The sequence below is a fragment of the Bradyrhizobium sp. 6(2017) genome, from assembly GCF_011058295.2.
Classification (GTDB): Bacteria; Pseudomonadota; Alphaproteobacteria; order Rhizobiales; family Xanthobacteraceae; genus Bradyrhizobium; species Bradyrhizobium septentrionale.
Genome location: NZ_CP049289.2, coordinates 8,717,697 through 8,742,874, shown reverse-complemented (window position 1 = coordinate 8,742,874; position 25,178 = coordinate 8,717,697). Strand labels below are relative to the sequence as shown.

Below are 25,178 nucleotides of genomic sequence, written 5' to 3'. Positions count from 1 at the left end.
AGTTTGAAGCAGCGCGGCCGCGACAGGGAAGGGAGCCACCGATGCCTGATCTCGCTGATCTTTTTCCCGGCTATGCCTCCGAATGGATCAACACCTCGCAGGGCCGCATCTTCGCCCGCGTCGGCGGCAAGGGCCCGCCGCTGCTGCTGCTGCACGGTTTCTCCTCGACCCATGTGATGTGGCACACGGTGGCGCCGAAACTCGACGACAAGTTCACGCTGATCATCGCCGACCTGCCGGGCTACGGCTGGTCTGACATGCCGGACAGCGACAAGGACCATACGCCCTACACCAAGCGGGCCTGGGCCAAGACCATGGTCGAGGTGATGGAGCGGCTCGGCCATGTGCATTTCGCGCTTGCCGGTCACGACCGCGGCGGCCGGGTGTCGTATCGGCTCGCGCTCGATCATCCCGGCCGGCTGTCGAAGCTCGCGGTGCTCGATATCGCGCCGACCTATGATTACTGGCAGAAGCTCAATCGCCTCTCGGCGCTGAAGATCTACCACTGGGCTTTTCTGGCGCAGCCCTATCCGCTGCCGGAGACGCTGATCTCGGGCCACGGCGAATTCTTCCTCAAGGAGAAGATGGCGAGCCAGACCAGGAACAAGACGCTCGATGCGATCGATCCGCGCGCGCTCGAGCATTACCTCGCGCCGTTCCGCGATCCCGCCCGCATCCATGCGATGTGCGAGGACTATCGTGCCGGTGCCTATGCCGACTACGAGATCGACAAGGCGGATGTCGACGCCGGCAAGAAGATCACGATCCCGATGCTGGCGCTGTGGGGCGATGCCGGCGTGGCCAGCGCGGCGACAACGCCGCTCGACACCTGGAAGAACTGGGCGACCAATGTCAGCGGCGCGCCGGTGGCGTCAGGGCATTTTCTGCCCGAGGAAGCTCCCGACGCAACGGCGAAGCTGCTGCGGGAGTTTTTCCTGGCGGGGTAGCGCTAACACTGACCCGTCATCCTCAGGATGACGGGGAGAGAGTTCGCGCCGGGCATCGGCCGCAGCGCATCGCTGCTATCGGCTAACGCAACTGGTCCGCCTGAGCTCCGCGTCGTACGACACGGAGGTATTTTTGCGAATCCGTCCCGGGAATGCTGCATTGAACAAGCCCGTCGTGAGCGAGGAGGCGCTGGGCGAACCGGTGCTGGTGCCGGAGCTGCCGCCCTCGCTGGCCGCGAAGGCGGCTGCCGCGGGACCGGCCTATGTCGTGCTCGCCGGCATCAGCTTCTCGCACTTCCTCAACGACACGATGCAGTCGCTGATCGCTTCGGTCTATCCGATCCTGAAGGACAATTACGCGCTCGACTTCGCGCAGATCGGCATGATCACGCTGGCGTTCCAGTTCACCGCCTCGCTGCTGCAGCCGCTGGTCGGGCATTTCACCGACAAGAAAGCGCAGCCGTTCTCGCTTGCGATCGGCATGGGCTTCACTTTCTTCGGGCTGTTGCTGCTCAGCGTCGCGCACAGCTACGGGATCATCCTGATCGCCGCCTCGCTGGTCGGCTTGGGCTCCGCGGTGTTTCATCCGGAATCGTCGCGCATCGCGCGGCTGGCGTCAGGCGGCCGTTACGGTTTCGCGCAATCGGTGTTTCAGCTCGGCGGCAGTTTCGGCACCTCGATGGGACCGGTGCTGGCCGCGTTGATCGTGGTGCCGTTCGGCCAGCCCTCGATCGCCTGGTTCTCCTCGATCGCGTTCCTCGCCATCGTGATCCTCTGGCGCATCGGCGCCTGGTACAAGCCGCAGATATCAGGCAAGAAGGCGGCCACCATCGAGCGGCATCCGGACCATCCGGACCAGCGCCGCGTGAAGATCGCGCTGATCGTGCTGGTCGCGCTGCTGTTCTCCAAGCAGCTCTATGTCTCGAGCCTGTCGAGCTACTACATCTTCTATCTGATCGACAGGTTCGGCGTTTCGACGCAGGCGGCGCAGCTCTATCTGTTCATTTTCCTTGCCGCCAACGCCGTGGGCGCGTTCATCGGCGGGCCGCTCGGCGACCGTTTCGGCCGAAAATACGTGATCTGGTTCTCGATCCTCGGCGCGCTGCCGTTCACGCTGGCGCTGCCCTATGCCGGCCTGTTCGCAAGCGCCGTGCTGACGGTCGTGGTCGGCGTGATCATCTCGTCGGCGACCTCGGCGATCATCGTGTTCGCGCAGGAATTGATGCCGCACCGCTTCGGCATGATCTCCGGTGTGTTCTTCGGCGTCGCGTTCGGCATCGGCGGTCTTGGCGCCGCGGTGCTCGGCAAGCTCGCCGACCACACCTCGATCGCGTTCGTCTATCAGCTGTGCGCATTCCTGCCGGCGATCGGCCTGCTCGCGGTGTTCCTGCCGAAGATGCCGAAGGCTGCTCGCTGAGCGCCTTCCGTGAAGCGCGCGCCCCGCGTTAAGCATTCGCTAACACACCGGGCTCGCGTCAACGCTTCATTAGCACTTGTGGCGGGATCGCCATCTTTCACTGCTGCATGCGCGTATTGATGGACCCATAAGCACCAGTCGCAGAAAAAGGTGAGAGAAAATCAACCTTAAAAATTAGGGTTAAGTGCCGCTTAAACATTTGCTGGCATCGTCCGCCGTGAGTTTCAGACGTGGGGCTTTCGTGTCGCCTCACTTGGCCCAAAAGGACGAAGCCAATGCGTAGCGTAAAGACCCTGATTGCCGCAGGTGCGGCATCCCTGCTGTCTTCGGTGGCGTTCGCTGCCGACATGCCGATCATGCCGCCGCCCCCGATGGCGTATGCGCCCCCGCCGGTCCAGGATTTCGGCGGCTGGTATCTGCGCGGCGACATCGGCATGACCAACACCAAGGCCAGGCTGCACGTTAACGCGTACGACACGCTGCCGGCCGGCACCGCTTTCAATCAGTACGGCACCGGCTTCGACAGCGGCATGCTGTTCGGCATCGGCGTCGGCTATCAGTTCAACAGCTGGTTCCGCGCCGACATCACTGGTGAGTACCGCTCGAAGGTCAGCTTCAACGGCACCGACTTCTTCACGTTCCCCGGGCCGAGCTCGCTGGGCGACACCTATCATGGCGGCATGCAGAGCTGGGTCGGCCTCGTGAACGTCTACGCCGATCTCGGCACCTGGGGTTGCCTGACCCCGTTCATCGGTGCCGGTGTCGGTGCCGCGACGATCAAGACCTCGGCCTTCTCGGACATCGCCACGTTCCCGAGCGGGTCCGGCCTGACCAGTTCCTTCATCGCAGACGGCGCCACCAAGACCAACTTCGCCTGGGCCGTGCATGCCGGTGTCGCCTACAGGGTCACCAACAACTTCACGGTCGAACTGGCCTATCGCTACCTCGACATGGGCACCGCCGGGCAGGGCCAGGGTCACTTCTTCGACGGCACGCCGGCCGGTCCCTCGAGCTTCCAGTACCGCGACATCACCTCGCAGGACGTGAAGCTCGGTGTGCGCTTCGCCTTGCCCTGCTGCGACGTGCTGCCGCCGCCGCCGCCCCCCCCGCTGATCCGCAAGGGTTAATTTCGAGCCTTCACGGTTAACGATTGCAACGGCGCGGGACCATCCCGCGCCGTTTTTCTTTGCCGCGCGACGTCACGAGCTTCTGCAACTTGGGTGGTCGAAAGCGTGCGACGACAACGATTGGTTAAGGTTAACAGGCGATGATCAGCGCGCATTCGATGAGTGGGATGGAGCGTTGCGATGCGTAGGTTCTTGCTGACGGCGATGATGATGGGCGCGGTGACGGCTGCGCACGCGGCCGATCTGCCGGACTTCCCGGCCCTGCGCGGCGGCTTCAGCGACGCACCCAGCGCACCCGTCAACTGGCGCGGCTTCTATATCGGCGGGCAGGGCGGCTACGGTTCGTCCGATGAGAATTTCAGCGGCACGAATGCCAACATGCTCGCGGCCCTGCTCGATCACAACGTGATCCAGCAGATGGACGTCTCGAACTGGAATCTCGGGCTCGGCAAGGCGTCTCAGCGCTCGTCAGCCTATGGTGCGTTCGCCGGCTACAACTGGCAATACGACGACGTCGTCGTCGGCATCGATGCGAGCTACATGCACGGCAAGTTTGGCGGCTCGTCCACCGCGAGCAAGGAATTGGTCAGCGGCACCGCGCTGACCGACACCCTGTTCCACGATGTACGCGTCGATTCGTCAGCGGCGATCTCGATCTCCGACATGGCGACGATCCGCGGCCGCGCCGGCTACGCCTGGGGTTGCTTCCTGCCGTATATCTTCGGCGGCGTTGCGTTCGGCAATGCCGACATCTCGCGCTCGGTCACGGTTCACGACGCCGTCAGTGCCACCATCTCGGGGCCGTTCACGCCGCTCGCGACATTGAACGCGAACGACGTCCAGCATAATCACCTGGTGTACGGCTACACCGGCGGTCTCGGCTTCGACGTCAATATCACCGGCGGGCTGTTCATGCGCGCGGAGTGGGAATACGTTCGCTTCACGTCGACCGTCGACACCACCATCAATACAGTGCGTGCGGGTCTCGGTTACAAGTTCTGAGGCCAAGCCGCGCGGCTTGACAGTGCATGGTGTGACTGGTCGGATATCGCTCCGCAAGCGGAGCGACCTCACATGAAAATCCTCGGCGATTCCAATTCAGGCAATTGCCTGAAGGTGAAATGGGTGTGCGACAAACTGGCGCTGCCCTACACATGGGTCGAGATCGACACCATGAAGGGCGGCAGCCGGACGGCGGAATTCCTCAAGCTGAACGGTTGGGGGCAGGTGCCGACGGTAGAGCTGGATGACGGCCGCACGCTCGCGCAATCCAACGCCATCATCCGCTATCTCGCGCGCGGCAGCGATCTGATCCCCGGCGATCCCTATCGCGCGGCGCAGATGGATGCCTGGATGTTCTGGGAGCAGAACAGCCACGAGCCCTATGTCGCCGTCTGCCGGTTTCAGACCGTGTATCTCGGCAAGGCCGTTTCCGAGATCGATCCGAACCTGTTGAAGCGCGGCTATGTGGCGCTCGATCATCTGGAGCGGCATCTTGCGGGGACGCAATTTTTGGTCGGTGATGCGTTCTCGCTCGCCGACGTCTCACTGCTTGCCTATACGCGGGTCGCGGAGGATGGCGGCCTCGCGCTCGAGCGCTATCCCGTCATCCGCCGCTGGATCGCCGATGCCGAGCGCGTGCTCGGCCTGCCGCCGGCCCGCTGACCTCTGGTGAAGATCCATATGACCGAAGCCTCATCCATCACAATCCGCCGCGCCCGCCGCGAGGATGTCGCGGTCATCGTCGGCATGCTGGCGGATGATCCGCTCGGCCGTGCGCGCGAGCGGATCGAGGATCCGCTGCCACAAAGCTACTACGAGGCCTTCGCGCGGGTTGAGCGCGATCCGAACCTTGAGCTCGTCGTCGCCGTCGACGGGGAGGGCACCGTGGTCGGCTGCCTGCAACTCGCGGTGCTGCCGGGCATCAGCTCGCAGGGCGGCTCACGCGGGCTGCTCGAGGACGTCCGCGTCGCAACCCATTGCCGCAGCCGCGGCATCGGCGAGCAGCTGGTGCAGTGGGCGGTCGCGGAAGCGCGGGCGCGAGGCTGTATGCTCGTCGAGCTCTTGACGCATCACACGCGCGTCGATGCGCAGCGCTTCTATGAGCGACTCGGATTCGCGCGCAGCCATGTCGGCATGACGTTGCGCTTCTGAGACGTTGCACTTCTGAAATTCGTGCGCGAAGTTGTGCCATGCATATGGCAATGCCTGCGGTAGCTGTTGCTCCGCTATCCGGTTAACAGCCAATAAACTAAGCCGGCCTCAGTGAATTTACGGGTCGGAACGAGTCCGGTATGTCCGACGTCTCCCACGGGGGCGCGGGCAACTGGGGATTTCGATGTCGGATTATTCGATCGTACGGGTCGGCAACGAGTATATCGTGCAGGCCGGCGAAAAGAGCATTTTGAGAATATCGAGCCGGCGCAGGGCAGTTAAGATCATGACTCTCGCGGCAGATTTGCTCGATCAGGAGACGGTGCAGCAGGTCGAGGACTCCCCATCAATCAGCCGTGATCCCCCCATCGTTCCGGACCCTTCTGAACTTCCTTGACGTTTGGGCGCCCGTCCACTATCTCCGGCGGCGGGAAACCTCTCCCCACCGAGAGGCAGCTATCTGGAAGGGTAGATTATGACTGCAGCGAAGCCCGCTTCGCGGCCTGATGTGCCGCATTTCTCCTCCGGCCCCTGTGCCAAGCGCCCCGGCTGGAACCCCAACAATCTCAAGGACGCCGCCCTCGGCCGCTCGCATCGTGCGAAGGTCGGCAAGGCCAAGCTCAAGCTCGCGATCGAACTGACGCGTGAAGTGCTTGAAGTGCCTGCCGATTACAAGATCGGCATCGTACCGGCGTCGGACACCGGCGCGGTCGAGATGGCGCTGTGGTCGCTGCTCGGTGCGCGGCCCGTCACCACGCTCGCCTGGGAATCCTTCGGCGAGGGCTGGGTCAGCGATATCGTCAAGGAATTGAAGCTGAAGGACGTCACCAAGCTGAACGCGGCTTACGGTGAAATCCCCGATCTGGCCAAGGTCGATCCCGCGTCGGACGTCGTCTTCACCTGGAACGGCACCACCTCCGGTGTGCGCGTTCCGAACGCCGACTGGATCAGCGCGACCCGTGAAGGCCTGACGATTTGCGACGCGACTTCGGCCGCCTTCGCGCAGCCGCTCGATTTCGCCAAGCTCGATGTCGTCACCTTCTCCTGGCAGAAGGCGCTGGGCGGTGAAGCTGCGCACGGCATGCTGATCCTGTCGCCCCGCGCGGTGGAGCGGCTCGAGACCTACAAGCCGGCCTGGCCGCTGCCGAAGATCTTCCGCCTCACCAAGGGCGGTAAGCTCAACCAGGGCATCTTCGAGGGCGAGACCATCAACACGCCGTCGATGCTCTGCGTCGAGGACTATCTCGATGCGCTGAACTGGGCGAAGTCGATCGGCGGCCTGAAGGCGTTGATCGCCCGCGCCGACGCCAACACCAAGGCGCTCGCCGACTGGAAGGCGAAGACGCCCTGGATCGACTTCCTGGCCAAGGATCCCGCGATCCGCTCCAACACGTCGGTGTGCCTGAAGTTCACCGATCCCGCGATCACCTCGCTTCCCGCTGACGCACAGGCCGACTTCTGCAAGAAGCTGGTCGCGTTGGTGGAGAAGGAGAACGCCGGCTTCGACTTCGCGTATTACCGCGATGCGCCGGCGGGCCTGCGGATTTGGTGCGGCGCCACCGTCGAGGCAAAGGACGTCGAGCTGCTGACGCAGTGGATCGACTGGGCCTTCGCCGAAACCAAGGCGGCATTGCCCAAGGCGGCCTGAAGATGTTCGCCAATCCGCTGACCGAAAGGCTCGCGGATTTCATCTGCGGCATCGGGATCGACGTGCGTCCGGCGCACTTGCCGGACGCGACGTTCCTGCCCGGACTTCGCATCAGTGACGGCGTCATCTTTGTCGATGAGGAGAAGCTCGCGCATCCCGGCGATCTCCTGCACGAGGCCGGTCATCTCGCGGTGACCGATCCGTCGATGCGGAACACACCGGAGCTGGCAACGCCGTCCGACGGCGACGAGATCGCGGCCATTGCCTGGTCCTACGCAGCGGCGAAGCACCTCGATATCGATCCGGCGATTGTTTTCCACGAGCACGGCTATCGAGGCAGCTCGAAAGCCCTGGTCGCGGACTTCGACGCCGAACGCACCTTCGGTCAGCCGCTGTTGCAGTACTACGGCATGACCTTCGAAAAGCGGCAGGCCGCCGAGAACGGCGTCCCGCCATTTCCGTTCATGGTGCGCTGGCTGCGCTGACCGCCCGCGCATTCGTTGCAAACACCCATTCAAGGGCCGCTGCTCGCGGCTTAACCGGACTGATCACAAGGATTGCAATCATGGCACCCAAGGTTCTGATTTCCGACGCGCTGTCTCCTGCCGCCGTGCAGATCTTCAAGGATCGCGGCGTCGAGGTCGACTTCCAGCCCAACCTCGGCAAGGACAAGGAAAAGCTCGCCGAGATCATCGGCAATTACGACGGTCTGGCGATCCGCTCGGCCACCAAGGCGACCGCCAAGATCATCGAGAAGGCGACCAGGCTGAAGGTGATCGGCCGCGCCGGCATCGGCGTCGACAATGTCGAGATTCCGGCCGCGACCGCCAAGGGCATCATCGTGATGAACACGCCGTTCGGCAATTCGATCACGACCGCCGAGCATGCCATCACCTTGATGCTGGCGCTGGCGCGCGAGATTCCGCAGGCCGACGCCTCGACCCAGGCCGGCAAGTGGGAGAAGAACCGCTTCATGGGCGTCGAGATCACCGCCAAGACGCTGGGCGTGATCGGCTGCGGCAATATCGGCACGATCGTCGCCGACCGCGCGCTCGGCCTGCGCATGAAGGTGATCGCGTTCGATCCGTTCCTGTCGCCGGAGCGCGCCAAGGACATCGGCGTCGAGAAGGTCGAGCTCGACGACCTGTTGAAGCGCGCCGATTTCATCACGCTGCACACGCCGCTGACCGAGAAGACCCGCAACGTCATCGACGCGGCCGCGATCGCCAAGATGAAGAAGGGCGTGCGCATCATCAACTGCGCCCGCGGCGGCCTCGTCGACGAGCAGGCGCTGGTCGACGCGCTGAACTCCAAGCATGTCGCGGGCGCCGCCTTCGACGTGTTCGTCGAGGAGCCGGCGACCTCGAACGTGCTGTTCGGGCATCCCAACGTGATCTGCACCCCGCATCTCGGCGCGTCCACCACCGAGGCGCAGGAGAACGTCGCGTTGCAGGTCGCCGAGCAGATGTCGGACTATCTGCTGTCGGGCGCGATCTCGAACGCGGTCAACTTCCCCTCGATCACCGCGGAAGAGGCGCCGAAGCTGAAGCCGTTCATCGAGCTCGCCGAGAAGCTCGGCTCGTTCGCCGGCCAGCTCACCGAGAGCGGCATCCTCAAGACCCAGATCACCTATGAGGGCCACGTCGCCGAGATGAAGATCAAGGCGATCACCTCGGCGGTGCTGTCCGGCCTGCTGCGCCCGATGCTGGGCGAGGTCAACGTGGTCTCGGCGCCTGTTGTCGCCAAGGAGCGCGGCATGGTGGTGGACGAGGTCGTCCGCGCCGCGCAGAGCGACTATGAAAGCCTGATCACGGTCACCGTCACCACCGAGCGCCAGGAGCGTTCGGTGTCCGGCACGGTGTACGCCGACGGCAAGCCGCGCCTGGTCGACATCAAGGGCATCCGCGTCGACGCCGAATTCGGCAAGTCGATGATCTACGTGACCAACGAGGACAAGCCGGGCTTCATCGGCGCGTTCGCGAGCCTGCTCGGCGATGCCAAGATCAACATCGCGACCTTCCATCTCGGCCGCGTCAAGCAGGGCGGCGACGCCATTGCGCTGGTCGAGGTCGACGGCGCGGTGCCGGCCGAACTGCTTGCCAAGGTGCAGGCGCTGCCGCAGGTGAAGCAGGCCAAGGCGCTGACGTTTTAACCCGGTTCGGGCGACGCCGGGCCACAGGTCCGGCGTCGGCGGATCGTCTGCACGGACGTTTGCTGGTCCCGAGATGGTTTCGCCCTTCGATCGGGTTGCGTGAGCAAGCCCGCCGGTATCGATTTCAGCGGCGAGGCTACGCGCGCTCCATCAGATCACCCAAAGTACTTTCGGACGATGTCCTTGTTCACCTTGCAGATATAGGTGTATTTCGGATTGACCACCTGCGTGCATCGCGCCTCCGCGATTTGACCGAGCAGCATGTAGCTTTCGGCTGCGGGTATCTTCCATTCGTCTTCAAGCCAGTAAACCATTTCTTCGAATGCAAGCCGCATGGCGTCTTCGAGCGGACGCGCACAGCCGAGCGTGCAGATGTGGGTTGGCGTTTCGATCCGGGGATGGTTCAGGCGCGCTGGAGCTTTTTCGAGCGACACTTTGACGGTGAGGGTGGCTGCGATCTCGATGGCGCCCATGCCGTTGCATTCCCCGTCCCCCTGGATTGCGTGGCAGTCGCCGAGGAACAGATGTGCACCGTCGGCATGGACCCGGAGCATGACGGTGTTGCCGGTGGTAATTTCCTGAACATCGAGGTTTCCACCGTGCGTGCCGTTGTCCACGGTGAGAACCGCTCCATGAAGCGGTGCGACTCCGATCACGCCTATCATCGGTTTGACCGGAAGTCTTAGATGCTCGTTCCAGTGCACAAGGCCATTCTTGACCTCGACAACACGCGTCTGAATGCCGAACTCCCTGCGGCGCACCCAGTCCGGGAACATACCGGTGCCGGGCCACAGCGCGGTAAATCCAAGCCCCCCAACCTCCATGTTGACGATCTCGACCTTCAGCATGTCGCCGGCCTTGGCGCCGCGAACCTCGATGGGTCCCGTCGCCCCGTTGACGAACGGCATGGTGATGTCGGCTTCGGTCAGTTGCTGCCCGAGATGACGGATCGTTCCGTCGTTGGCATTGATCGCGCATTCGACGACGAACGTTTCGCCGGGAGAGACGCTGGCAATGAAACGGTCCAGGCCCGACAGGGCATACTTGATATTGCCTTCTTTCGCGACGCGCTGCGACATCTCCACGTTCCTTTTCTTGCTGTTGCCGAAATAGGGGAATCTATTGAACCTTGCGCCAGGGCATGAGCAGCCGTTCAAGGCGGCCCACCACGAACGTCAGCAGCAATGCCAGGCCGATCGTTGCAATCAGCGCTGCAAACACCTTGGGAATGATGTAGAGCGAGCCGGCCTTGAAGATTGCGTGTCCCAGACCTTCTGACGACGACATGAATTCGCCGACGATCGCACCGATCAGCGCAAATCCGACGGTGAGCTTCAATCCTGCAAAAATATCGGTGAGCGATGCGGGCACCACCAATTTTCGGAATATCTGGAACTTCGAGGCTCCCAGTGTTCGCATCAGGTTGACCTGGTCGGCGTCAACGCCCGTCGCGCCCTTGTAGGACGTCACGAGCGCCACGATCACGACCGACAACGTCGACATCGCGACTTTCGAGATCAGTCCTGTGCCGAACCAGATGATGATGATCGGCGCGAGCGCGATGATGGGAATCGATCCCAAGGCGATGATGAAAGGTTCGACCACGCGCGATACGAAACGCGAGTACCAGAGCAGAAGCCCGATCAGCGTTCCGAAGAAATTACCGATCACGAAGCCGAGCAGGGTTTCGAAGCCGGTGACATAGATATCGCGCCACAGCGAGCCATCGCGCGCCGACTGGCCCAGAAAGCCGAAGATCGCCGAGGGCGACCCGAACATGAAGGCTGCCTGCTTGTCCTGCCCTGTCGCGCGCTCCCACAACGCAAGCAGCGCAGCCAAAAGCGCGACCTGAGTGAGCAGGACGAGTCCGGCTACCCGCCAACGCTTCCAGCGGTGCGCCGGCGGAGCCGGTGATCTTTGCACAACGTTCCCAAAATCGTCCTGTGCATTCGCGGTCATTGGAGTACGACGTCGAGATCGGCCCATATCTGCCGAACGTAGGCGCTGAATTGCCGGCTTTCGCGAGCGGCGATCATGTCAGTTCGTTCACCGTCCAGATCTATGTCGTACGTCGCCTTGACGGTTGTCGGCCTCTTCGACAGCACGATGACCCTGTCCGCTAGAGAGACGGCCTCCTCGATATCGTGGGTAATCAGCAACAAGGAGCGCCCGCGCTCGCGAACCAGCTTTGCCGTGTCACTTTCGATCAGCAGCTTGTTCTGAAAGTCCAACGCGGCAAACGGCTCGTCGAGAAGCAGCACCTCCGGATCATTGACCAATGTGCGGGCGAGTGCCACCCGTTGGCGCATGCCGCCTGACAATGTCGACGGATAGTGATCGGAGAAGCCGTGCAATCCGAGTTGATCCAGCATCGCGCGGCTGCGGTCATGCGCTTCGCTCGCCGCAAGGCCGCGGATTTCCAGTCCCAGCTTGACGTTGCTCAATGCAGTGCGCCAGGGAAACAGCAGATCCTTCTGCAGCATGTAGCCTACGTTCTGCGGCTGGCCGACGATCTCGTGCCCGTACCAGCGGATACGCCCGGAGTCAGCCGGTATCAGTCCGCACAGCGTATTGAGCAGTGTCGTCTTTCCGCATCCCGATGGACCAACGATGCTGACAATCTCGCCCTTCTTCAGCGTCAAGCTAAGATTGCCGATCACCGGGACAAATCGCCCCGCAACATCGTAGCCTTTGGCGACGCCTTCCACGGTCAACGGCACCAGGGACGCCGCGGATGTTCCGGTGCCGCCGTGGCCGGTGGTGATCGCAACTGTCATTTCAGACTGGCGACGGCCTTGTCGGCAAAGGAATTGTCGATGATCTGGTCGAACGGGATCGTGCCCTTGGCGTTGCCGAGGTAGACCTGCATCTCCATCAGATTCTTCCATTGATCTGGCTTGGTCACCACGGACTGTGCCGGGATCAGATACTGCAATTCGGCATCGATCGCCTTGTCGACAACCTCGCCCGGCAGATCCGGAAATTCCTTGCGCGCGACTTCCTTTGCGAAGGCGGGGTCTGCGTAGGTCTTGCGCGAGGCTTCCTCGAACGATGTCACCAGGGCTTGAACCATCGCGGGATCTTTCTGGATCGTCGATGGAAGGACCATGATTCCCGTATTGCAGAACGGGCCGATGTAGGTGGAGAAGTCGAACACCACCTTGGCTCCCTGGGCCTCGGCCGCGGCCACGCTGGGCTGATAGGCGATGGCAATGTCCGCCTGACCGGCCAGCATCGCAGCAATTTCGGTTCCAGGATTCACCGGCACGATGGTGGCATCCACGCCGACCTTGAGGCCGGCTTTTTCAAGCAGGCGCTTCGCCACGCTGTAATTCGTATTCGGTTCCGGCGAGGTTACGATCTTCAGGCCCTTGAACTCTTTCGGGTCGGTGATGGGCTTTAACGTCTTTGAGACGCCGAAATAGTGTGCGCGCTGGACGACCGTGCCGACGACGACGCCCGGACCACCGTTCTCCCGCGAGATCTGCGCCATGGTCGCATCGCCGATGGCAAAGTCAGCCGATCCGCCAAGCACTGCAGCGAACGTTTGCGTGTCGCCTCCAGCGGCGCTGACCTTCATGTCGAGACCGTTCTTTTCGAAGATCTTTGCATGCATGCCGACGTAGAGATTGATGTAACCGAGGTTGTGGACTGCTTCGCTGAAACGAACTTCTTTCAAGCCGGCCGCCGCGGCCGTCCTGATCGCGATCGGTCCGCCGAGCGCGAAACCACAAGCAAGACCAGCGGAAGCGGTCAGGATGTTGCGGCGGCTGACGCCGGTCTTGACGTCGGTAAAATCGCGGACAAGGCCAGTCATGATCTCAACTCCCTGCAGGACCGTTTGCGTTCGCGGCGAGGGTAATCGGTCGTTCGGATTTGCGACAAGAAGAAAGTACAGACAGCTGCTGCCGGGTTTTGTGCAAGATTTGGATTTGCGTCAGCGGCGTGCCAGTTCTTGCCGGGAGTGTGCCCCCGGATCGAAAAATTGCGCTCGATGCAGGGGCAGCTTGATCAAATCCCCGCCACGGTGCAGCGCATTATGTCACTTTTGCCAGAATGGCTGCCTGAATTGTTCTCGTCGAGATCAGCGATTGACACGGATTGATGCGAAGCGGCCCGTCACAGCGCCTCCGCACTTTTCCGCGGCGATGCTGATCGCACGACGGCCCCGGCCGTCGACGTCCTTCGGCGCGTTCGTTTGCGGCGTGCTGCCGCTTGCGATTTCGCCGGCCGGCGTCGCCTTGAGGCAGGCAGATAGATTGTCGATGACGTTTCGCAGCCTGACATTCTCGACGGCAAGTCCGCGCATGTCGAGCACGGCTGGGTGGTCTAGACCGCCATACCTCCGCCTCCATCGGTAGAATGTTCGAAGCGAGATGCCGGATGTCGTGCAAATCTCGGCCACCGAGACGCCGGTATTCGCCTCGTATAGGAGATGCCGGATCTCATTTTCCGTGAATTGAGACCGCCTCATCAGAGTCTCCATTTGTCGCGCGGCCGCACGGAAAGGTGGCGCATGGCGTCCGCGCAAGGGTTACCAGGGCCACCCTACCATGGACCAGGAATGCTCAAAGGGCCCAAGCCTGCGGCTGTTTTTGACACCAAGTCTTGCCTAGGATGGTGGCCGACATTTCCCGAGGGCAACTGCTTTGGAGGAGCGATGCCGCGCCGCCATGAAATTCCCGCCACTCCTGAGGGCATGGTATGGGGGTACCTAGACAGTGCCAGTCCACCGGTTCTTACCGTGGAGTCCGGTGACTCGGTCACGCTGCATAGTTTCCCGGCGGGTGGGAAAGAAACCTTGCCGGACGATTTCAGTCGGGTCCCTGCCGATTATCTCCATGCGCTGAATACGCTGCCGCCGGGACCCGGACCGCATTTCATCACCGGGCCGGTCTACGTGAAGGGTGCCCAGGTCGGCGACACGCTTCAGGTCGACATTCTCGACGTGAAGGTCAGACAGGACTGGGGATTTGTTTCGATCCTGCCTTTGCTCGGCACGCTGCCGGACGAATTCACCGACTACGAAACCATTCATCCGACCATCGACCGCGATGGGAATTTTTGTACGATGCCCTGGGGCAGCAGGATCGAGCTCAGTCCGTTTTTCGGAATCTTGGCAACCGCGCCACCGCCGGCGTGGGGCCGGTGCGGATCGCCGGTCCCGCGCGCGTTCGGTGGCAACATGGACAACAAGGAGCTTCGCGCGGGCACCACGCTGTATCTGCCCGTATTCAATGAGGGCGCTCTGTTTTTCGCCGGCGATGGGCACGCCGTTCAGGGTGATGGCGAAGTCTGCATCACGGCCCTGGAGACCGGAGTCACAGGCACGGTCCGCCTGACCGTGCGGAAGGACATGCGGGTCAAATGGCCGTTTGCAGAAAATGCAACCCACCTCATCTCGATCGGACTGGACGAAGACCTGGACGACGCCGCCAAACAAGCCGTCCGCGAGATGGTCAACCACATCTGCGCGCGCACGAATCTCACGCGCAACGAGGCGTATATGCTGTGCTCTCTCGCAGGCAATCTGCGCGTAACGCAATTGGTCGACGGCAATAAGGGAATTCACATGATGCTCGCGAAATCGGCCCTGTGAGGAGCACCTTGGAATTCCAGGCACGTTTGTAGGCTTCATCCGCGCCGCCACGTGATCCTGCTTCGTCGGTTGCGTCGGGCCGCTTCCGTTCCGCAGAGCGGTATTTTGATGGCGCTTATTTCTGTTGCCTTGACGCGCCATGTGTACGAAGACAGCATCCAAGCTGAAATCATCCACTCAGAGGGAGAAAACAATGCGTGAAGCCGTAATCGTTTCCTACGCGCGCACCGGCCTGGCGAAGTCCGGCCGTGGCGGATTCAACATCACCCCGCCGATGTCGCTGGCTGGGCACGCCATCAAGCACGCGGTCGAGCGCGCCGGCGTCGACAAGGATTATGTCGAGGATTGCTATCTCGGCAATTGCGCGCATGGCGCGCCGAACATCGGCCGTCAAGCGGCGCTGCTCGCCGGCCTGCCGAAGACCACCGCGGGTGTCTCGGTGAACCGCTTCTGCTCGTCGGGCCTGCAGACCATCGCGATGGCCGCCAACTCGATCCGCTCCGACGGCTCCGATTGCATCGTCGCCGGCGGCGTCGAGAGCATCTCGATTCCCGGCGGCGGCTCGCCGAAGGAATCGATCGATCCGGACCTGCTCAAGACCGCGCCTGACATCTTCATGGCGATGATCGACACCGCCGACATCGTCGCCGAGCGCTACAAGCTCAGCCGCGAATACCAGGACGAGTATTCGCTGGAGTCGCAGCGCCGCATGGCGGCCGCGCAGCAGGCCAACAAGTTCAAGGACGAAATCGTCCCGATGAAGACGAAGATGAAGGTGGTCGACAAGGCGACCAAGGCCGAGTCGATCGTCGATTACGTCGTCGATCGCGACGAGTGCAACCGCCCCGAGACCACGCTGGAAGGTCTTGCCAAGCTCGAGCCGGTCAAGGGCCCGGGCAAGTTCGTCACCGCCGGCAATGCCAGCCAGCTGTCCGACGGCGCCGCTGCCGTGGTGCTGATGGAAGCCAAGGACGCCGAGAAGCGCGGCCTCAACCCGCTGGGCCGCTTCGTCGCCTGGGCCTCGGCCGGCTGCGAGCCCGACGAGATGGGCATCGGTCCGGTCTTCGCCGTGCCGAAGCTCTTGAAGCGCCACGGCCTGAAGATCGACGACATCGATCTCTGGGAGCTCAACGAGGCCTTCGCCAGCCAGTGCCTCTATTCGCGCGACCAGCTCGGCATCGATCCCGAGAAGTACAACGTCAATGGCGGCTCGATCGCGATCGGCCATCCCTTCGGCATGACGGGTGCCCGGCTCACCGGCCACCTGCTGCAGGAAGGCCGCCGCCGCAAGGCCAAGTGGGGCGTTGTGACCATGTGCATCGGCGGTGGTCAGGGCGGCGCCGGCTTGTTCGAGATCTACAGCTAAGCGCGATCGATCCGGATCGTCCGAGAACGAGCGGCCCGGCGGCAACGCCGGGCCGCTTTTCGTTTGAAGGGCTACGGCGGCGGCAAATCAGCCGCGCGTTCGCCAAATTCGAGCGCGGCCACCAGTTCGAGCGCCTGCCTGAGATCGGCGGCCTGCTTCGCGCCAAAGGCGGTCTCGAAACGGTCCTGTGCCTCACGCCAGGCGGCCTGCGACTCGTCAAGCCTGGCTTCGCCGCGCTTGGTCAGCCGCACCAGTCGGCTGCGGCGGTCGTTGTTGTCGACCGTGATGGTCAGGAGGCCGTCGCGCTCGAGCGGCTTGAGGTTGTGGTTGAGCGCGGTGCGGTCGAGCACCAGCGCTGCTGCGAGTTCCCCCATCGTCGGGGATCCCGACCGTCTGACATAGACCAGAATCGCCCGTTGCGTGCCGCGCAGTCCTGACGTCGCGAGGATCGAATCGTAGAGCTGCGACACGCGCCGCGTCGCCTTGCGCAACGCCGTGAGATTGCACCGGCTGGTATCGATTTTCGCCATGCTGCCTCCAGACTGGACTTGACATATACATGCATATGCACCTATTTGCAATAGATGCATATGCACGTATATGGAGGGTATGATGGCGGAGGTAGAGGCAGAGACCATCGACCTGGTGGTCGGGACTGACGCGCGGCAGCGCGCGGCGACGGCATCCCCGCGCCAGGTGCTCGCGATCGTATCGGTCGGGATCTGCCTCGCCAATCTCGACCTGTTCATCGTCAATGTCGGGCTGCCGAACATCGCGCAGGAATTCCGCGGCGCCTCGCTCGAGGATCTGTCCTGGATCCTCAACGGCTATGCGATCGCCTATGCGGCGTTGCTGGTGTTCTTCGGCCGGCTGGCGGAGCGGCACAGCCGCAATTTGAGCTTCCTGCTCGGGGTTGCGCTGTTCACCGCAGCGTCGGCGGCGTGCGCGCTTGCGCCCAACGTCGAATTGCTGGTCGCCGCCCGCATCGCGCAGGCCGCCGGGGCGGCGTTGATGACCCCGACCTCGATCGGCCTGCTGCTGGCGTCGTTTCCGCCCGAGCAGCGCCCTGGCGCGGTGCGCACCTGGACCGCGATCGGCGGCCTTGCCGCCGCGCTCGGGCCGCTGGCGGGCGGTGTGCTTGTGACCTTCGACTGGCGCTGGATCTTCATCGTCAACGTCCCGATCGGCGTGGTCGCGCTCATCATCGGCTGGCTGAGATTGCCCGAGGTGCCCGGCCACGACGTGCCGCGTCCCAGTTTCCGGGCGGCGCTGCTGGTGACCTCTGGCATCGGTGCGCTGACATTTGCGATCGTGAAGGCCAATGACTGGGGATGGAGTTCGCGCGGCGTCATGCTCGGCTTTGCCATCGCAGCAATCTCGCTTGCCGCCTTCGCGTGGCACTGTCTCAGATCCAAGAATCCCTTCGTCGATCCTGCGTTGTTCGCGGTCAGGCCGTTCACCGGCGCCACGCTGGTGATGGCGCCTTACTCCGCGGCGTTTGGCGCGATGCTGCTGTCGGTGGCGCTGTGGGACCAGACCGTATGGGGCTGGTCGGCATTGCAGACCGGACTTGCGATCGCGCCGGGTCCGTTGCTTGTCCCGTTCACCTCACTGTTGTTTGCCGGCCGCCTGATCGCGCGATTTGGCGCGGCAGCGGTCGTGTCCGCCGGAATCCTGTCCTTTGCGGGCGCCCTCGCGATCTGGGCGACCTGCATGGGTCCCGAGGCCAACGTGCTTGCCGCTGTGGTCGGTATGATGTTCACCGGCATCGGCGTCGGGCTGACCTTTCCGACCCTGATGGGCGTCGGCGCCGGTTCCCTGCCGCCGTCGTCGTTCGCCACCGGCTCCGCCGTCATCAACATGATCCGGCAGGCGGCGCTGGCGATCGGCGTCGCGATCTTTGTCGCGATCCTGGCCACGCCGGTTTCGATGGCCGGGCGGATCGCGGCGTTTCAGCGTGGCTGGTGGATCATGATCGCCATCACCATGGCCGCTTTCGTGCCGACTTACCTGTTCATCCGGCGCAAAACGAATCGCTAACGGCGGAAAGCCGCCGCCGCGCCATACCGCAGCCGCGACGGCGCCATTGTGGCGCCGCACCGAAACCTCAATCGAACCAGTCCCTTCCTCGCTGCGTCTCACCACGAGAAACGGCGCGCCTGCGAGCCCGGCGTGCCGTTCGGCTCGTGCGATGCGACGTTTTCCCGGAGGGATGTCATGCGAAAGATTGCGAATTGTCTTGTGACCACCAGCCTGGTGCTGGCGGGCGCGCTGGTTGCCCGGCCGCTGCATGCGGCCAATCTCGATGCGGCCTCGCAGGTCGATGCCGTCACCGTCTATCCCGATGGCGCGAGCGTTACCCGCGTCATCACGCTGGACCTACCCGCAGGTGACAACACGCTCATCGCCAACGACTTCCCGATGGGGCTCGATCCGTCCTCGCTGCGGGTCGAGGGCGAGGCGGGCGGAAGGCTGACGATCGGGGCGATCGACGCCCGGCCGCCGCGCCCGCTGCCGCCGGCCAACCTGCCCGAGATCGACAAGCGGATCGAGGCGCTCAGGGATCAGCGCGAGGATCTGCAGGGCATCATCGCCGCCGCGGAGGCGCGGCGCAAATTCGCCGAGCACTTCGCCGAAGCCGCACCGGTCGGCATCGGCGAGAAGGGCGAGGCGCGCCCGATGAGCGAGTGGCGCACCGCATTCTCGACGGTGGGGGATGAAGTCGCAACCGCCGACACCGCGATCCGCGACGCTACGCGCAAGCAGCGCGATATCGACCGCGAGATCGCGCGTCTCGAAGCCGATCGCGCCGCCAAGCCGCCGAGCAAGCTCGAGGTGCGAATCGAGCTTGCCTCCGCCGCCGCCACCCGCGCGACGCTGCGGGTGACCTATGCGGTGCGCAACGCGCGCTGGACGCCGCTCTACGACGCCCGTCTCGACACCGGCGCCAAGGACCGCAAGCCCGCGATCGAGCTGGTGCGCCGCGCCGAGATCACCCAGTCGACTGGCGAAGACTGGTCGAACGTGGCGCTCGCGGTCTCCACCGTGCGCGTCGCTCGCGGCGGCAATGCGCCCGACCTCAATTCGCTGATCGTGCAATATCCGCAGCCGCCGCGGCCGCTGGCGAAGCTTTCGGGAGAGGGCAGCATGCGGTCGCGCGAGGCCTTGGCCCCCGCACCTGCGGCCGACGCGGTCCAGCAATTCCGCTTTGGTGGAGGGCGCGCCGATGAGATGGAAGCCGTCGCGGAGACCGGCGCCTTCCAGGCCACCTTCAAGATTCCCGGCCGCGTCAGCGTCGTCGCCAATGAGGGCGCCAAGAGCCTGCGCATCTCCACGGCGACGATCACCCCCGATCTCGCGGTGCGCGCCGTCCCGGTGATCGATCCGACCGCGTTCCTGGAAGCGAGCTTCGTGCAGGCCGACGAGGCGCCGTTGCTGCCCGGACAGGTCGCGATCTACCGCGACGGCATCTTTGTCGGCCGCAGCCGGATGGCCACCGCCGCCAAGGACGAGACCGTGCGGCTCGGTTTCGGCGCCGACGACAAGGTCAAGATCGAGCGCACGGTGGTGAAGCGCAATGAAGGCTCCGCCGGCCTGATCGTGACGACGTCGAAGACCGACGAGCGCGCGTTCAAGACCACGGTGCGCAACGGCCACGACTTCCCGATCAAGGTCGCGATCCAGGATCAGCTCCCGGTCAGCGAGAACGACGACATCGTGGTCGAGATGCTGCCGTCGTCGACGCCTGCGACCACCACCAATCTGCGCGACAGGCGCGGGGTGCTGGAATGGGCGTTCGAGGCCAAGCCGGGTGATGTCAAAGACATCAATTTCGCCTGGCGGATGCGCTGGCCGAAGGACAAGGGCGTCGTGATGGTGCCGGCGGGCTAGAGGTGTCATGCCCCGCCTTGAGCGGGGCATCCAGTACGCCGCGGCCTGTCCGTTGAATTCGACCGCCTCTGGAATACTGGATCGCCCGGTCTAGCCGGGCGACGACATTGTTGTTTGTGCCGCGGGCAACCGACTCACTTCGCCTTCAGGAAGTCGCCGACTTCGAGCAGCACGAACTCGTCGTCATCGGCCTTGTTCGGGTCGCGGCTCGAGGAGAACGGCAGATAGTTGTCGTTGCCGACGATGATGTGGCTCTCGTCGACCCGGTCGACATTCTCGATGGTGAAGAACGGGAAGGTGTAGACGCCGTCGTTGAGCGGCTTCTTCGCCTTCTTGTTGGGATCGCGGATCTTCAGGAGGTCGATATAGGCGATCTTGCGCGCGGGCTTGCCGACATTGGCGTCGGACAGTTCGATCTTGTAGACGCGCTTGAACTTGGCAAGATCCGGGAAGCAGTTCTCGCCGCGGGCGCCTTGCGGGCAGGCCTTGTCGGCGGTGCCTTCGCCATTGTCGCGCTCGATCACGAGACCCTGGGTCGGGTCGATCATGTTGAAGTCGCCGATCGCATTGCCGTTCTGCTCGAACACATATTGCCAGTAACGTCCGGTGAACTTCTCCGCGGCGACGTCGAATTCCAGGATGCGCGAGGCTTCCTTGCCGTCGACCTTCTCCCAGTCCTTCTTGTCGGCATCCCATAGCGGTCCCTCGAGCAGGCCGTAGAGGAACTTGCCGTCCTTGGACGAGGCAAAGCCCTCATAGCCCTTGGAGCGGCGCAGGTTGACGTTGGTGTAGCTCGCACCGGGCGCGCCCGGCGACTGCACCGCCCAATGGTCAGGCGAACGCACCGGCTTGCCGTCGGCGACGGTCTCGAACACGGCAAGGATCTTGCCGGTCTTGTCGGCCTTCAGGATATAGGGTCCGAATTCGTCGCCGATCCAGAACGTGTCGTTGACGATCTGGAAGCCTTCGGTATCGAAATCTGCGCCGGTCAGATAACGCTTGGCGGTGTCCTCATGCACGATGCGGAACGGCACCTTCTTGTCGGGATCGTGCAGGAACACGGTCTCCTGGCGCTCCATCTTGCCGCTGGCCCAGTCGATCTTGTGCCGGTTCAGGTACAGCATCGAGTCCGCCGAGTTGTAGCGCGAGCCCATGCCGTTGTCGGTGATCACCCAGAACGAGCCGTCCGCCATCACCTTGATGCCGGAATGGCCCTGCAGCGGCTGGCCCTTGAACGGCAGCGACACGCCGGTCGGCCGCTCATAGGACTTGCCCATCACGGTGCCTATCGCGTCGACCCGCTTGCCGGTGGTGTACTTGCCCGAGGTCTTCAGATCATCAGGGGCATCGGCGGGCGCGTCGATGAAGCTCTCCGCCGGCATCACGGCGTGTCCCGCCAGCGTCGCCGGGAATTCGCCCTCGCTCTGCGCGAACGCGGATGTGGCGAGCAGGACGGTGGCGACAGAGCAAAGCAATGACAGGCGCATGGTTGGTCTCCCAAGGAAAGATACGAAGGAACAAACGATGCGGTGTTCTCGGAGGCGCCTGTTACAGGCGCCTGACAGTTTTGTGAATCGCCGGCGTTGCCCCGGGATAAGCCTTGCGGCGTTACGTCGCCTTGCCCGCCGGCCGCATCGTCTGCGGCAGCAGGAACGGCACGCCGTTTGCGGTGTAGTCGATCGCAACGTCGATCTCGAAGATCTTGCGCAGCGTCTCGGCCTGCATCGCGGCGGCGCGGTCGCCATCGACGGCAAGCCGGCCGCGGTGCAGCAGCAGGATGCGGTCGGCAAACCGCATCGCGAGGTTGAGGTCGTGCAGGATCGCGATCACGGCGGTGCCGCGCCCGGCCCGCCGCCGCGCGGTCTCGACGAGATCAATCTGGTGCCGCAGATCGAGGCTCGATGTCGGCTCGTCCAGCAGCAACAATCCGGGGCCGTGCAGCGCCTCGCCGCAGGCGAGCTGCACCAGCACGCGGGCGAAATGCGCGCGCTGCTGCTCGCCGCCGGACAGCGTCGGCAATTGCCTGCAACGGAAATGCGCCAGCCCGACCTGGTCCAGCGCCGCCTCGACGAGGTTACGCGCCGCCGTGCGCGGGCTTTCGCCGGCGCCCATGCTGACGATTTCCTCGACGGTGAACGGGAAGGTGACGTTGACATGCTGCGACAGCATCGCGCGGTGCTGCGCCAGCTCGCGCGGCCCGTAGCCGTGCAGGTCACGCTGCTTGAGCCTGATCGAACCGCGGGACGGACGGAGGTCGCCGGAGAGCATCCGCAAGAGCGTTGATTTGCCGGCGCCGTTGGGACCGACGATCGCGACCATTTCGCCGGCGCCGATCCGCAGGGAGACTGCATCGACCAAGGTCGTGCCACCGACCGTCATCGACACCGATTGTGCTTCGAGCAGCGCGCTCATAGCGACACCAGCCCACGCTGGCGCAGCAGCATGGCGAGGAAGAACGGCGCGCCGATCGCCGCGGTCAGGATGCCGATCGGCATTTCGGCAGGTGCCACGATGGTGCGCGCCACCGTATCGGCACCGACCAGGAGGATGGCGCCAAGCAGTGCGGAGGCCGGCAGCAGCAGCCGGTGCGCGGGCCCGATCACGAGCCGCAGCAGGTGCGGCACCACAATGCCGACAAAGCCGACCACGCCGCAGACCGAGACCGCAACGCCGGTCATCGCCGACACCAGCACGATCGAGATCCGCTTCAACCGTTCGACATCGACGCCGCTGTGGAACGCCTGGGCCTCGCCGAGCACCAGCACGTCGAGCCCACGCGCGATCGCGAGGCAGGCGATCAGCGCAATAGCCAGCACCGGCGCCAGTGCCGTGAGCTTGGTCCAGGTCGCGCCGCTCAGCGAACCCAGCAGCCAGAAGGTGATGTCGCGAAGCTGGCGGTCGTCGGCGACGAACACCAACAGGCCGATGCCGGCATTGGCGATCGCGGCAATTGCAAGCCCGGCCAGCAGGAAGATCGCAATCGAGGTCCGGCCGCCGCGGCTGGCGATGGCATAGAGCACGATGGTCGTGAGCAGCGAACCGGCAAAGGCCGCGATCGGCAGCAACTGATGCTGCAGGAAGCGCAGGCTCTCGCCGAGATGGCTGTCGGTGAACACGATCGCCACCGCTGCGGCAAACGCGCCGCCGGAGGAGACGCCGACCAGCGCGGGGTCGGCGAGGGGATTGCGGAACAGGCCCTGCATGACCGTGCCGGAGACGGCAAGGAGTCCGCCGACCATCGCGGCAGCCGCAATTCGTGGAATCCGGATCGACCACACCACAAGCTGGTCGCGCGCGAGCAGCGGATTGGCGGTGCCGTCGGTCCACAGGCCGAGCGCGGCCGGAAGCCGCGACAGCGGAATGCCGGCGGCGCCGACCGTCAGCGCAACCAGCGCAGTCGCTGTGAGCGCCGCAAGCAGGCAGAGCAAAGTGAGTGTCGCCGCCGGCCGCTGCGACATGCCGGCGCGCCGTTGCTTGGTGCGCGCGCGGCGCTCGGCCAGCACGCTCATTGCCGGCAGTTCGCGGTCAGCGCTGCCGGCTTGAAGTTGTCGGCCTCCGGCGCCAGCGCCGGATAGAGCTTGACCGAGAGGTCGCGTGCCGCGGCCGCGGTGCGCGGTCCGAAGCCGAGCAGATAGAGCCCCTCCATCGAGATGAAGGCCTTGTTGGCCGCGACCGGCGTCACCGCGAAGCCCGGATGCGCGAACACCGCGTCAGCGGTCAGCGAGTCCTTGCCGCGATCGATCGACAGCACGACATCCGGTTTCGCCGCCACGATGGCCTCGTCATTGACCGGCTTGTAGCCGTCGTAGCCGTCGATTGCGTTGACACCGCCGGCGAGCTGGATGATCTCGTCCGCGGCGGTCTTGTGACCCGCGGCCATCGCCCGGCCGTTCAAGAGCGACATCACGAACATCACCCGCACTGGTTTTGTTACCCTGGCGCGCAGCGTGCGCAACTGGGCGAGATCGGTTTCCACGGCCGCAGCCAGGCAGGCGGCGCGCGGATAGGCGCCCATGGCGTGGCCGACCAGCCTGATCTTTTCGATCAGCCCGGCCTCCGAGAAGGTCTCGGGCACCAGCACCAGCGGCACCTTGGCCGCCTCCAGCACGTCCATGGTCTCCTTCGGCCCGGAGCCCTGCACCGCCAGCACCAGCGACGGGTGCAGGCCGAGCACGCCCTCGGGCGAGAGCTGGCGCATGTAACCGACGTCGGGTTTCTCGCGCAGCGCCGCCGGCGGATAGAGGCTGGTGGCATCGACGCCGGCGATGCGGTCCGCGAAGCCGAGCGCATAGAGGATCTCGGTGATCGCACCGCCGATCGAGACGATCCGTGTGGGATCGTCGATCACGACGTCGCGGTCGCGTGCGTCATGCACGGTGATGCCCTCGGCAATGGCCGCGCCTGATGGCAGCCAACAGGAGAGTGCGAGCAGAGCGAGCGTGCGACAAATTGTCATCGGGGTGGTCACTTGGTGAGGATCAGCTTGTTCTGCGAGGTCAGCCGCAACCGGTAATGCTCCTCGCCATGCACGATGATGATCTCGCGCTCCGCCGAGAACAGCTCGCGGCTGTCGAGACGATTTCCGCGCATGATGAGCGTTTTCGCCGCGTCAGACGCTGATGCGGCCTGCTTTCCGGCCGTGCCGATGCTGTCTCCGGAAGATGCCGACATTCTCTTGGTGCTGCGCCTGCGAAATTTCAAATGCTGCTTGCTTGTATAAGCGGGCCGAGGCGCATTCCAACGGCCGCACTTTACAATCGATGTAAACAGTGCCGCCGCATTCTTGACCGTTTTGTTGCCGGCTCGTAACCAATCATCACGCGATGCGAGCGGGTGGCTTGCATCGCAACGTAGCCAGCAAGCCGCTCGCCAGAGCG

Annotated in this window: 26 protein-coding genes; 15 read left to right on the top strand and 11 right to left on the bottom strand. The window is 63.9% G+C overall.

What is annotated here, in order from left to right; all coding sequences use genetic code 11:
• Positions 1-41 precede the first annotated feature (41 nt).
• From G6P99_RS41475 to serA, 10 genes are all read left to right on the top strand, one after another.
• Positions 42-947: an alpha/beta fold hydrolase gene (locus G6P99_RS41475; RefSeq protein WP_029079209.1), complete on the top strand. Its 906-nt coding sequence runs from the start codon at positions 42-44 to the stop codon at positions 945-947.
• A 160-nt stretch (positions 948-1,107) separates the two neighbouring features.
• Positions 1,108-2,364, top strand: a complete 1,257-nt coding sequence (locus G6P99_RS41470) for an MFS transporter (RefSeq protein WP_029079208.1) — start codon at positions 1,108-1,110, stop codon at positions 2,362-2,364.
• Positions 2,365-2,639: 275 nt separating this feature from the next.
• Positions 2,640-3,491 (top strand): outer membrane beta-barrel protein, encoded by an 852-nt coding sequence (locus tag G6P99_RS41465; protein ID WP_029079207.1) that lies wholly within the window; start codon positions 2,640-2,642, stop codon positions 3,489-3,491.
• A gap of 180 nt (positions 3,492-3,671) precedes the next feature.
• Positions 3,672-4,493 carry an outer membrane protein gene (locus G6P99_RS41460; protein WP_029079206.1) on the top strand — a complete coding sequence of 274 codons (822 nt, stop codon included), beginning with the start codon at positions 3,672-3,674 and terminating at the stop codon, positions 4,491-4,493.
• A 72-nt stretch (positions 4,494-4,565) separates the two neighbouring features.
• Complete coding sequence (locus tag G6P99_RS41455; RefSeq protein ID WP_029079205.1) at positions 4,566-5,156, top strand: glutathione S-transferase family protein; 591 nt, start codon at positions 4,566-4,568, stop codon at positions 5,154-5,156.
• Between the two features lie 18 nt (positions 5,157-5,174).
• On the top strand, positions 5,175-5,645 hold the full coding sequence (locus G6P99_RS41450; RefSeq protein ID WP_246709792.1) for a GNAT family N-acetyltransferase: 471 nt from the start codon (positions 5,175-5,177) through the stop codon (positions 5,643-5,645).
• Positions 5,646-5,829: 184 nt separating this feature from the next.
• The gene (locus G6P99_RS41445) at positions 5,830-6,042 is read left to right on the top strand and encodes a hypothetical protein (protein WP_029079203.1); all 213 of its coding nucleotides are present in this window, start codon (positions 5,830-5,832) and stop codon (positions 6,040-6,042) included.
• 78 nt (positions 6,043-6,120) lie between these two features.
• Complete coding sequence (locus G6P99_RS41440; protein WP_029079202.1) at positions 6,121-7,293, top strand: phosphoserine transaminase; 1,173 nt, start codon at positions 6,121-6,123, stop codon at positions 7,291-7,293.
• 2 nt (positions 7,294-7,295) lie between these two features.
• The gene (locus tag G6P99_RS41435; protein ID WP_035976397.1) at positions 7,296-7,778 is read left to right on the top strand and encodes a hypothetical protein; all 483 of its coding nucleotides are present in this window, start codon (positions 7,296-7,298) and stop codon (positions 7,776-7,778) included.
• Positions 7,779-7,855: 77 nt separating this feature from the next.
• Complete coding sequence (serA, locus tag G6P99_RS41430; RefSeq protein WP_029079200.1) at positions 7,856-9,445, top strand: phosphoglycerate dehydrogenase; 1,590 nt, start codon at positions 7,856-7,858, stop codon at positions 9,443-9,445.
• Between the two features lie 155 nt (positions 9,446-9,600).
• Here the strand turns inward: serA and G6P99_RS41425 are convergent, their stop codons facing one another.
• The 4 genes from G6P99_RS41425 to G6P99_RS41410 are packed head-to-tail and all read right to left on the bottom strand — an operon-like array spanning position 9,601 to position 13,025.
• Entirely contained in the window at positions 9,601-10,524 is a 924-nt protein-coding gene (locus tag G6P99_RS41425) for an acetamidase/formamidase family protein (protein ID WP_165126273.1), read from the bottom strand.
• A 40-nt stretch (positions 10,525-10,564) separates the two neighbouring features.
• Entirely contained in the window at positions 10,565-11,404 is an 840-nt protein-coding gene (locus G6P99_RS41420; protein ID WP_029079198.1) for an ABC transporter permease, read from the bottom strand.
• Complete coding sequence (locus tag G6P99_RS41415; RefSeq protein ID WP_029079197.1) at positions 11,401-12,222, bottom strand: ABC transporter ATP-binding protein; 822 nt, start codon at positions 12,220-12,222, stop codon at positions 11,401-11,403. The genes G6P99_RS41420 and G6P99_RS41415 overlap by 4 nt, the downstream gene beginning before the upstream one ends.
• A complete protein-coding gene (locus G6P99_RS41410; protein WP_246709791.1) occupies positions 12,219-13,025 on the bottom strand; it encodes an ABC transporter substrate-binding protein in 807 nt (268 codons plus the stop codon). Before G6P99_RS41410 ends, G6P99_RS41415 begins: the two co-directional genes overlap by 4 nt.
• Before the next feature lie 30 nt (positions 13,026-13,055).
• Here G6P99_RS41410 and G6P99_RS41405 point away from each other — a divergent pair, with 30 nt between their 5' ends.
• Positions 13,056-13,307, top strand: coding sequence for a hypothetical protein (locus G6P99_RS41405; RefSeq protein ID WP_246709788.1), 252 nt, complete (start codon positions 13,056-13,058; stop codon positions 13,305-13,307).
• Positions 13,308-13,529: 222 nt separating this feature from the next.
• Here G6P99_RS41405 and G6P99_RS41400 read toward each other — a convergent pair whose 3' ends face one another.
• Positions 13,530-13,919 (bottom strand): transposase, encoded by a 390-nt coding sequence (locus G6P99_RS41400; RefSeq protein WP_029079195.1) that lies wholly within the window; start codon positions 13,917-13,919, stop codon positions 13,530-13,532.
• 186 nt (positions 13,920-14,105) lie between these two features.
• Between G6P99_RS41400 and G6P99_RS41395 the strand changes: the two genes are divergently transcribed.
• Positions 14,106-15,044, top strand: coding sequence for an acetamidase/formamidase family protein (locus G6P99_RS41395; RefSeq protein ID WP_165126270.1), 939 nt, complete (start codon positions 14,106-14,108; stop codon positions 15,042-15,044).
• A gap of 193 nt (positions 15,045-15,237) precedes the next feature.
• Positions 15,238-16,410 carry a thiolase family protein gene (locus G6P99_RS41390; RefSeq protein ID WP_165126267.1) on the top strand — a complete coding sequence of 391 codons (1,173 nt, stop codon included), beginning with the start codon at positions 15,238-15,240 and terminating at the stop codon, positions 16,408-16,410.
• 71 nt (positions 16,411-16,481) lie between these two features.
• Here G6P99_RS41390 and G6P99_RS41385 read toward each other — a convergent pair whose 3' ends face one another.
• Positions 16,482-16,940 (bottom strand): MarR family winged helix-turn-helix transcriptional regulator, encoded by a 459-nt coding sequence (locus G6P99_RS41385; protein ID WP_029079192.1) that lies wholly within the window; start codon positions 16,938-16,940, stop codon positions 16,482-16,484.
• Between the two features lie 82 nt (positions 16,941-17,022).
• On the opposite strand from G6P99_RS41385, the gene G6P99_RS41380 reads away from it, so the two are divergent.
• Positions 17,023-18,450 (top strand): MFS transporter, encoded by a 1,428-nt coding sequence (locus G6P99_RS41380; RefSeq protein ID WP_029079191.1) that lies wholly within the window; start codon positions 17,023-17,025, stop codon positions 18,448-18,450.
• Between the two features lie 177 nt (positions 18,451-18,627).
• Positions 18,628-20,301, top strand: a complete 1,674-nt coding sequence (locus tag G6P99_RS41375; RefSeq protein WP_165126264.1) for a mucoidy inhibitor MuiA family protein — start codon at positions 18,628-18,630, stop codon at positions 20,299-20,301.
• A 134-nt stretch (positions 20,302-20,435) separates the two neighbouring features.
• Here G6P99_RS41375 and G6P99_RS41370 read toward each other — a convergent pair whose 3' ends face one another.
• The 5 genes from G6P99_RS41370 to hemP form a co-directional block, all read right to left on the bottom strand.
• Positions 20,436-21,788 (bottom strand): esterase-like activity of phytase family protein, encoded by a 1,353-nt coding sequence (locus G6P99_RS41370; protein ID WP_029079189.1) that lies wholly within the window; start codon positions 21,786-21,788, stop codon positions 20,436-20,438.
• 121 nt (positions 21,789-21,909) lie between these two features.
• Positions 21,910-22,713, bottom strand: coding sequence for a heme ABC transporter ATP-binding protein (locus G6P99_RS41365; protein ID WP_029079188.1), 804 nt, complete (start codon positions 22,711-22,713; stop codon positions 21,910-21,912).
• The gene (locus G6P99_RS41360) at positions 22,710-23,810 is read right to left on the bottom strand and encodes a FecCD family ABC transporter permease (RefSeq protein WP_029079187.1); all 1,101 of its coding nucleotides are present in this window, start codon (positions 23,808-23,810) and stop codon (positions 22,710-22,712) included. The genes G6P99_RS41365 and G6P99_RS41360 overlap by 4 nt, the downstream gene beginning before the upstream one ends.
• Positions 23,807-24,757, bottom strand: coding sequence for a heme/hemin ABC transporter substrate-binding protein (locus G6P99_RS41355; RefSeq protein WP_029079186.1), 951 nt, complete (start codon positions 24,755-24,757; stop codon positions 23,807-23,809). Before G6P99_RS41355 ends, G6P99_RS41360 begins: the two co-directional genes overlap by 4 nt.
• 8 nt (positions 24,758-24,765) lie before the next feature.
• Positions 24,766-24,972 (bottom strand): hemin uptake protein HemP, encoded by a 207-nt coding sequence (gene hemP / locus G6P99_RS41350; RefSeq protein ID WP_029079185.1) that lies wholly within the window; start codon positions 24,970-24,972, stop codon positions 24,766-24,768.
• Positions 24,973-25,178 lie beyond the last annotated feature (206 nt).

Bases quoted from the DNA above. Each gene is read 5' to 3' on its own strand.
- G6P99_RS41360 (WP_029079187.1), bottom strand. From the start codon at position 23,810: ATGAGCGTGCTGGCCGAGCGCCGCGCGCGCACCAAGCAACGGCGCGCC.
- G6P99_RS41395 (WP_165126270.1), top strand. From the start codon at position 14,106: ATGCCGCGCCGCCATGAAATTCCCGCCACTCCTGAGGGCATGGTATGG.
- G6P99_RS41450 (WP_246709792.1), top strand. From the start codon at position 5,175: ATGACCGAAGCCTCATCCATCACAATCCGCCGCGCCCGCCGCGAGGAT.
- G6P99_RS41365 (WP_029079188.1), bottom strand. From the start codon at position 22,713: ATGAGCGCGCTGCTCGAAGCACAATCGGTGTCGATGACGGTCGGTGGC.
- G6P99_RS41460 (WP_029079206.1), top strand. From the start codon at position 3,672: ATGCGTAGGTTCTTGCTGACGGCGATGATGATGGGCGCGGTGACGGCT.
- G6P99_RS41445 (WP_029079203.1), top strand. From the start codon at position 5,830: ATGTCGGATTATTCGATCGTACGGGTCGGCAACGAGTATATCGTGCAG.
- G6P99_RS41435 (WP_035976397.1), top strand. From the start codon at position 7,296: ATGTTCGCCAATCCGCTGACCGAAAGGCTCGCGGATTTCATCTGCGGC.
- G6P99_RS41475 (WP_029079209.1), top strand. From the start codon at position 42: ATGCCTGATCTCGCTGATCTTTTTCCCGGCTATGCCTCCGAATGGATC.
- G6P99_RS41415 (WP_029079197.1), bottom strand. From the start codon at position 12,222: ATGACAGTTGCGATCACCACCGGCCACGGCGGCACCGGAACATCCGCG.
- G6P99_RS41380 (WP_029079191.1), top strand. From the start codon at position 17,023: ATGGCGGAGGTAGAGGCAGAGACCATCGACCTGGTGGTCGGGACTGAC.
- G6P99_RS41420 (WP_029079198.1), bottom strand. From the start codon at position 11,404: ATGACCGCGAATGCACAGGACGATTTTGGGAACGTTGTGCAAAGATCA.
- G6P99_RS41385 (WP_029079192.1), bottom strand. From the start codon at position 16,940: ATGGCGAAAATCGATACCAGCCGGTGCAATCTCACGGCGTTGCGCAAG.
- hemP (WP_029079185.1), bottom strand. From the start codon at position 24,972: ATGTCGGCATCTTCCGGAGACAGCATCGGCACGGCCGGAAAGCAGGCC.
- G6P99_RS41400 (WP_029079195.1), bottom strand. From the start codon at position 13,919: ATGAGGCGGTCTCAATTCACGGAAAATGAGATCCGGCATCTCCTATAC.
- G6P99_RS41410 (WP_246709791.1), bottom strand. From the start codon at position 13,025: ATGAAGGTCAGCGCCGCTGGAGGCGACACGCAAACGTTCGCTGCAGTG.
- G6P99_RS41405 (WP_246709788.1), top strand. From the start codon at position 13,056: ATGCATGCCGACGTAGAGATTGATGTAACCGAGGTTGTGGACTGCTTC.
- G6P99_RS41370 (WP_029079189.1), bottom strand. From the start codon at position 21,788: ATGCGCCTGTCATTGCTTTGCTCTGTCGCCACCGTCCTGCTCGCCACA.
- G6P99_RS41355 (WP_029079186.1), bottom strand. From the start codon at position 24,757: ATGACAATTTGTCGCACGCTCGCTCTGCTCGCACTCTCCTGTTGGCTG.
- G6P99_RS41375 (WP_165126264.1), top strand. From the start codon at position 18,628: ATGCGAAAGATTGCGAATTGTCTTGTGACCACCAGCCTGGTGCTGGCG.
- G6P99_RS41390 (WP_165126267.1), top strand. From the start codon at position 15,238: ATGCGTGAAGCCGTAATCGTTTCCTACGCGCGCACCGGCCTGGCGAAG.
- G6P99_RS41455 (WP_029079205.1), top strand. From the start codon at position 4,566: ATGAAAATCCTCGGCGATTCCAATTCAGGCAATTGCCTGAAGGTGAAA.
- G6P99_RS41465 (WP_029079207.1), top strand. From the start codon at position 2,640: ATGCGTAGCGTAAAGACCCTGATTGCCGCAGGTGCGGCATCCCTGCTG.
- G6P99_RS41440 (WP_029079202.1), top strand. From the start codon at position 6,121: ATGACTGCAGCGAAGCCCGCTTCGCGGCCTGATGTGCCGCATTTCTCC.
- G6P99_RS41425 (WP_165126273.1), bottom strand. From the start codon at position 10,524: ATGTCGCAGCGCGTCGCGAAAGAAGGCAATATCAAGTATGCCCTGTCG.